Origin of the sequence: Castellaniella sp. (assembly GCF_049650445.1) — a bacterium.
Taxonomy (GTDB): domain Bacteria; phylum Pseudomonadota; class Gammaproteobacteria; order Burkholderiales; family Burkholderiaceae_B; genus Castellaniella.
The window spans coordinates 82807-89490 of record NZ_JBASAD010000036.1; the positions used below are offsets into that span (position 1 = coordinate 82807).

Consider the following 6684-nt stretch of genomic DNA (forward strand, 5'->3'; position numbering starts at 1 on the left):
TCAAGCCTGCCAGGGAATCCGCGTGGCCATGCCGGAAGCCGTCGGGTCCTGAGGGTGGGGCGCGTCTTTGGGGCCCTTCCGGACGGCATGCAGCATGACGCGCACGCCGATCACCAGCAAGGCGGTATACAGCACCAGGAAAATCGTCAGGCTGATGACCAGATCCGTGAGCGTCAGGCCGGAAGCTGCGTAGTAGGTCGGCAGTACGCCTTCGATGACCCAGGGCTGGCGGCCGTATTCGGCCACGAACCAGCCGCATTCGATGGCCACCCAGGGCAGGGGCAGGCTCCAGAGGGCGATTTTCAGCAGGCGGGGATTGCTGTCCAGACGCCCGCGCGAAGCGCGCAGGAAGGCGATGGCGAAGAACAGGATCAGATAGAAGCCGACGGCCACCATGATGCGGAACGTCCAGAACAGCGGCGTCACGCTCGGTACGGTGTCGAGTGCGGCCTGGCTGATCTGGGCGTCCGTCGCTTTGGAGAGGTCCTGCGTGTAGCGCTTGAGCAGCAGTCCGTAGCCGAGATCGGGCCAGATTTCGGCGAAATGCTTGCGGGCTGCCTGATCGTCCGGATGGGCGCGGATGTGGCGCAGGGTTTCATAGGCGGTGATGCCGTTGCGTATGCGCGTTTCGGCATGCGCGACCAGTTCGTTGATGCCCTGCATGGGCGTCGTGAGCGAACGCGTGCCGATGAGGCCCATCACGTAGGGGATTTCCAGCGCGAAATCGTTCTTGCGTTCCGCCTGGTTGGGCACGGCGATCAAATTGAAGTTGGCGGGCGGAGGTTCGGTCTGCCACATCGATTCGATGGCCGCGATCTTCATCTTCTGGTGTTCCGTGGTCAGGTAGCCGCTCTCGTCGCCCAGCACCACCACGGATAGCGAGGCGGCCAGCCCGAAGCTGGCGGCCACGACCATTGAGCGCTTGGCCAGGTCGATGTGCCGCTTGCGCAGCAGATACCAGGCGCTGATCGCCATGACGAACATGGCGCCCGCCGTGTAGCCGGCGCTGACGGTATGCACGAACTTGGCTTGCGCCACAGGGTTGAACAGCACGGCGGCGAAGTCGGTCATCTCCATGCGCATGGTGTCGGGATTGAATACTGCGCCGACGGGATTCTGCATCCAGCCGTTGGCGATCAGTATCCAGAGGGCCGAAAGATTCGTGCCCAAAGCGACCAGCCAGGTCACGATGAGGTGGCCGATTCTGGACAGTCTGTCCCAGCCGAAAAAGAACAGGCCGACGAACGTGGCCTCGAGGAAGAACGCCATGAGTCCTTCGATGGCCAGCGGCGCGCCGAAGATGTCGCCGACGTAGTGGCTGTAGTAGGCCCAGTTCATGCCGAACTGGAACTCCATGACGATGCCCGTTGCCACGCCGAGCGCGAAATTGATGCCGAACAGCGAGCCCCAGAATATCGTCATGCGCTTCCAGATCGTGCGGCCGGTCATGACGTAGACGCTTTCCATGATCGCCAGCAGGAAGGACAAGCCCAGCGTGAGCGGCACGAACAGGAAATGGTACAGGGCCGTGGCGGCGAACTGGAACCGCGACAGGTTGACGACGTCGAAGTCGATCATGATGAATTCCCCGAGGGTTTGGGACTGCGAAGCTTGCCGGCGAAATCGAGCACTTTCTGGACCCGGACGCCGAGCTGCATCAGGCTTTGCAGGGTTTCCGGCGGCAGACGCTGGATTTCATCGAACCAGTCGGAGGACAGTTCGATCAGCTCCAGCATGGTCTGCATGCGCTGGCGGGCGTGTGTCTCGGCCTCGTCCTTGGGTGTTTCAAGGAGAATGTCGCGCAACAGGCTGAGGGTCGGGTCGATCTCCCGCCTGCGTTTCTCTTCCATGAGCGTGCGAAAGATTTCCCAGACATCGCCCAGCGACTCGTAGTAATCGCGCCGGTCGCCGACCCGGGGCGCCTGGCGGACCAGGCGCCATGACTGCAGTTCCTTGAGGCCCATGCTGACATTGGACCGCGAGAATTTCAATGTCTCGGCGATTTCGTCCGCGTGCACGGGGTGCGGGGCGATGAACAGCAGGGCATATATCTGGCCGACGGTACGATTCACGCCCCAACGGCTGCCCATTTCGCCGAAGTGCAGGATGAACCGTTCGGATTGAGGTGAGAGAAGCATGATCCTGGTTTGTTACATCAAATTCAGTATTTACTGAAAATTCAGAATAAAACAAATGTAGATCAATTCGGGGGATTTGCCAATACCCCTCTATGGAGTGTGGATATCAAGTAGCGCCCTGCGCCGCGGCAGGGCCCGAGACCGCAGATGCACGCGGCGCGAGGTTTTGTTCAGAGGTTCCCTATACCAGCACCCGCTCGATGCCGCCCGCGTTGGCGGCCTTCACATAATCCGGCATCCAGTTTTCGCCCAGCAGGTGCTTGGCCATTTCCACCACGATGTAATCGGCCGACAGTCCCGTGTCCTGTTCGTAGCGCGCCAGGCCCTGCAGGCAGGACGGACAGGACGTGACCATCTTCACCTCGCCCTGGAAGCCGTCGGCGCGGATGGCGGCGGTGTTCTTCGCCAGTTCTTCCTGCTTGCGGAAACGGATCTGGGTGGACACGTCCGGTCGCGAGACCGCCAGCGTGCCGGACTCGCCGCAGCAGCGGTCGGTCTTGATCGCATTGTCCGCGCCCAGCAGGGATTTCACCGTCTTCATCGGGTCCTGCTGCTTCATGGGCGTGTGGCAGGGGTCGTGGTAGATGTAGCGCACGCCTTGCACGCCGGAGATGTCCACGCCTTTTTCCAGCAGGTATTCGTGGATGTCGATCAATCGGCAGCCCGGGAAGATCTTGTCGAACTGGTAGCTTTCGAGCTGGTCGTAGCAGGTGCCGCAACTGACCACCACCGTCTTGATGTCCAGGTAGTTCAGCGTCGTGGCCATGCGGTGGAACAGCACGCGGTTGTCCGTGACCATCTGCTCGGCCTTGTCGGCCAGGCCGTTGCCGCGCTGCGGATAGCCGCAGCACAGGTAGCCGGGCGGCAGCACCGTTTGCACGCCCACGTGCCACAGCATGGCCTGGGTCGCCAGACCCACCTGGGAAAACAGGCGCTCGGAGCCGCAGCCCGGGAAATAGAACACGGCTTCGGTATCGGGGGCGGTGGTCGTCGGGTTGCGGATGATCGGGACGATGTTCGGGTCTTCGATGTCCAGCAGCTTGCGGGCAGTCTGCTTGGGCAGGTTGCCGGGCATTTTCTTGTTGATGAAGTGGATCACCTGCTCGCGCACCGGGGCCTTGCCCACGGTGGCCGGAGGGTGGGCCACCTGTTTCTTCGTGGCGGGTGCCAGCAGGTCGTGGGCCAGGCGCTGGGCCTTGTAGCCCATGCCGATCATGGCGGCGCGGGTCGCCTTGATGACGCGCGGATCCTTGGCGTTCAGGAAGAACATGGACGCTGCCGTGCCGGGGTTGAAGGATTTTTTCCCCATGCGGCGCAGCAGGGCACGCATTTCCATGGACACGTCGCCGAAGTCGATGTCCACCGGACAGGGGTTGAAGCACTTGTGGCACAGCGTGCAGTGGTCGCCGACGTCCTCGAATTCTTCCCAGTGGCGGATGCTGACGCCGCGCCGGGTCTGTTCTTCGTAGAGAAAGGCTTCGATCAGCAGCGAGGTCGCCAGGATCTTGTTGCGCGGCGAATAGAGCAGGTTGGCGCGCGGCACGTGGGTGGCGCAGACCGGCTTGCACTTGCCGCAGCGCAGGCAGTCCTTGATGGCGTTGGAGATGGCGCCGATCTCGGTGCGCTGCATGATCAGCGATTCGTAGCCCAGCAGGTTGAAGCTGGGCGTCCAGGCGCGTGACAGATCGGCGCCGGGCATCAGCTTGCCGGCGTTGAAGCGGCCCTCCGGGTCGATGCGGCGCTTGTAGTCCTGGAAGGGCGCCAGTTCGGCCTCGCTGAGAAATTCGTATTTCGTCAGGCCGATGCCGTGCTCGCCCGAGATCACGCCGTCCAGATCGCGCGCGATGCCCATGATGCGGGCCACAGCGTCGTTGGCCTCGCGCAGCATCTCGTAGTCGTCGGAGTTGACGGGGATGTTGGTGTGGACGTTGCCGTCGCCCGCGTGCATGTGCAGGGCGACGAAGACCCGGCTTTTCAGGATGCGGTCGTGGGTGGCCTGCAGGCCGGCCAGGACGGCTGCGCATTCGGCGCCCGCGAAATGGCGTTCCATGGCGCTGCGGATGTCGGTCTTCCAGGAAATCCGCAGGGTGTGATCCTGGACCAGATCGATGATGCGCGCGTCGGGCTGGGCGGTCAGGCGCTCGGCCAGTTCGGGCCGGCGCGCGTCCAGGCCCAGGGAAGACAGGGTGTCCAGACTGTCGGCCAGCGGCGCGTCCAGGTGATCCAGCAGCCAGGCCCAGCGGCGGCGTACGGCGGCCAGGGTATCCAAGGCGTCGCGGCGGCGGGCGGACAGGATGGTGTCGCGCGTGTGCTCGGCGTCGTCGGGGTCCTCGGCCTTGCCGATCGGCAGGTCGCCGTCCAGATAGGTTTCCAGGGCGTCCGCCAGGCGCAGCTTGTTGCGGGTGGACAGCTCGATGTTGATGCGCTCGATGGCGTCGGTGTATTCGCCCATGCGCGGCAGCGGGATCACCACGTCTTCGTTGATCTTGAAGGCGTTGGTGTGGCGGGCGATGGCGGCGGTGCGGGCACGGTCCAGCCAGAACTTCTTGCGCGCCTCGGGGCTGGCGGCGATGAAACCTTCGCCGTGGCGTGAATTGGCGATACGCACGACCTCGCTGGCAGCCAGCGCCACGGCGTGCTCGTCGTCGCCGACGATGTCGCCGATCAGGACCATCTTGGGCAGCACGCCGCGTTTGCTCTTGGTGGCGTAGCCCACGGCGCGCAGGTAACGTTCGTCCAGGTGCTCCAGGCCGGCCAGCAGCACGCCCTGGGTATGGCCCTGGGTGTCCAGGTAGTGCTTGACTTCGACGATGGAGGGCACGGCCAGTTTGGCCTGGCCGAAGAATTCCATGCAGACGGTGCGCGTGTGCGCGGGCATGCGGTGCAGAATCCAGCGCGCAGCGGTGATCAGGCCGTCGCAGCCTTCTTTTTGCACGCCGGGCAGGCCGGCGAGGAATTTGTCGGTCACGTCCTTGCCCAGGCCGGCCTTGCGAAAGCGCTGGCCTTCGATGGTCAGGATCTCGGTCTTCAGCAGGGTCTGCCCGGGGCGCTTGGCGCCATCGAACCACTTGAGTTCGAAGCGGACTGCGTCCACTTCGTGGATCTTGCCCAGGTTGTGGTCCAGGCGGGTGACTTCCAGCCAGTGGCCCTGGGGGTCCACCATGCGCCACCAGGCCAGATTGTCCAGCGCCGTGCCCCAGAGCACGGCTTTCTTGCCGCCGGCGTTCATGGCGACGTTGCCGCCCACGCAGGACGCATCGGCCGAGGTCGGGTCGACGGCGAAGACGCGCCCGGCGGCCTCGGCGGCCTCGGCCACGCGGCGCGTCACCACGCCGGCGCCGGTCAGGACCGTGTGGACGGGGGATTCGACACCCGGCAGGGTGACGGCCTCGACCTGCCCGATGGCGTCGAGCTTTTCGGTGTTGATGACCACCGAGCGCCAGGACAGCGGGATGGCGCCGCCGGTGTAGCCGGTGCCGCCCCCGCGCGGAATGATGGTCAGACCCAGGTGGATACAGGCGCGCACCAGGGCGGCGATCTCGTCCTCGGTGTCGGGCATCAGCACGACGAAGGGATATTCGACGCGCCAGTCGGTGGCGTCGGTGACGTGCGAGACGCGTGACAGGCCATCAAAGCGGATGTTGTCGCGGCGCGTCAGGCGGGACAGTTTCTTCAGGGCCGCCTGCCGCAGGTCGGCGGTTTCCACGAAGCGGGCCTCGAATTCGGCGACTGCGGTCCGGGCGGCTGCCAGCAGTTTCTGGACCTGGGCGTCGCGCGGGCCGTGATCGTCGTCGCGGCGGTGGTCGATTTCCGACAGGCGGTGATTCAGGGCCTCGATCAGCAGATGGCGGCGCTTGGGGTCGTCCAGCAGATCGTCCTGCAGATAGGGATTGCGCAGCACGACCCAGATGTCGCCCAGCACCTCGAACAGCATCCGGGCCGAGCGGCCGGTGCGCCGTTGTGAGCGCAGTTCGGACAGCACCCGCCAGGCATCCTCGCCCAACAGCCGACAGACGATTTCGCGGTCGGACCAGGATGTGTAGTTGTAGGGGATTTCACGCAGGCGCGGTGCCTGGGGCGATGCGAGCAGTTCGCGAGCGACGGGGGCGTTCATGAGGATGTCGAGAGATCGGCGGCGCCCCTGGGACCGGAGGGGCAATTGTCTAGTTTAAGGGCAAAGCGCCCCTGATTCGGGATGAGCTTATATCGAGAAGTAATGAGCGGCGCGGGGACGGCCGCTCAAAGCCACCCGCTGATCCACGGCCAGGCGTGCAGCAGGGCGGCCGTCATGAGGATGTAGCGCAGGAGCTTGCCCACCGCCATGTAAATGACGCAGGGCCAGAAGGGCAGGCGCAGCCAGCCGGCCACGGCGCACAGCGGGTCGCCGACGACGGGCAGCCAGGACAGCAGCAGCGCGGGCGGGCCGAAACGCTGAAACCAGCGGGCGGTCAGGGCGTGCCAGCGGCCGCCGGGCGAGGGGGTGGCTGCGCAGGCCGTCGTGGTCGGGGTCGTCGCGAGGGGGGGCGCGTCGTGCCCGGCTTCGGCC

The 6684-nt window shown here is 64.8% G+C and carries 4 protein-coding genes; all 4 read right to left on the reverse strand.

Annotation, left to right across the window (positions count from 1 at the left end; translation table 11 throughout):
- Positions 1–1578: a cytochrome ubiquinol oxidase subunit I gene (locus WA983_RS13015; protein ID WP_424247496.1), complete on the reverse strand. Its 1578-nt coding sequence runs from the start codon at positions 1576–1578 to the stop codon at positions 1–3.
- A complete protein-coding gene (locus tag WA983_RS13020) occupies positions 1575–2138 on the reverse strand; it encodes a GbsR/MarR family transcriptional regulator (RefSeq protein WP_424247498.1) in 564 nt (187 codons plus the stop codon). The genes WA983_RS13015 and WA983_RS13020 overlap by 4 nt, the downstream gene beginning before the upstream one ends.
- 181 nt (positions 2139–2319) lie before the next feature.
- Complete coding sequence (locus WA983_RS13025) at positions 2320–6252, reverse strand: DUF3683 domain-containing protein (RefSeq protein WP_424312147.1); 3933 nt, start codon at positions 6250–6252, stop codon at positions 2320–2322.
- A gap of 125 nt (positions 6253–6377) precedes the next feature.
- The coding region (locus WA983_RS13030; protein WP_424312148.1) for a YqaA family protein at positions 6378–6684 on the reverse strand (307 nt) is incomplete at its 5' end.